Genomic DNA, 622 nt, shown 5'->3' with positions numbered 1-622 from the left:
AAGTAAATTACCACCTTCTAAAGAAGGTGGCTTTGTGTGAGCCCCCTAAAAGGGGGCCTTTGTTTAGTCCAGCGCCAATTGCTGCTGCTCTACTCGCTCTTGCTTCTCTTGATGTCTTACATATCGGCGTATTATTTCTTCATTGATTCCAACACTATCGACAAAATAGCCTCTTTGCCAAAAGTGATTACCCCAAAGCCTGTTCTTCCTAAGGTGAGGAAACTTACTAAATAGCTTTAAGGCTATTTTGCCTTTCAATACCCCCATCAACTTGGATATCGAAAGCTTTGGTGGGACCTTTACAACTAAATGTACGTGGTCAACTTGTACGTTTAGCTCTACGACTTCACATCCAAGTTGATTACAGTAAACATAAATACATCGATAAACTTCTTTACCTATATTGTTCTTCAAGATCCTAAATCGATACTTTGGCGTCCACACTATATGGTATTGACAACGCCAAAATACGTGGGAAGCTTGATTGTATCTACTCATGTTATTTGTCCTCTTTGACTTCTGGAAAAATCAAAGACGCATTTAGCATGAGTAGTTTTACAGGCAAAGCCGAAACGGATGATAACCACCTACTGAAGTAGGTGGTTTAGGGCTGAAAATAAAA

General features: G+C 39.7%; 1 protein-coding gene. It reads right to left on the bottom strand.

Going from position 1 to position 622, the window contains the following annotated elements:
- Positions 1–63: 63 nt before the first annotated feature.
- Positions 64–498: an IS200/IS605 family transposase gene (tnpA, locus tag KI742_RS23475; protein WP_017633711.1), complete on the bottom strand. Its 435-nt coding sequence runs from the start codon at positions 496–498 to the stop codon at positions 64–66.
- Positions 499–622 lie beyond the last annotated feature (124 nt).

Source organism: Vibrio sp. D417a (assembly GCF_030248595.1).
Lineage (GTDB): Bacteria > Pseudomonadota > Gammaproteobacteria > Enterobacterales > Vibrionaceae > Vibrio > Vibrio alginolyticus.
This window is presented reverse-complemented; position numbering and strand designations above follow the sequence as displayed.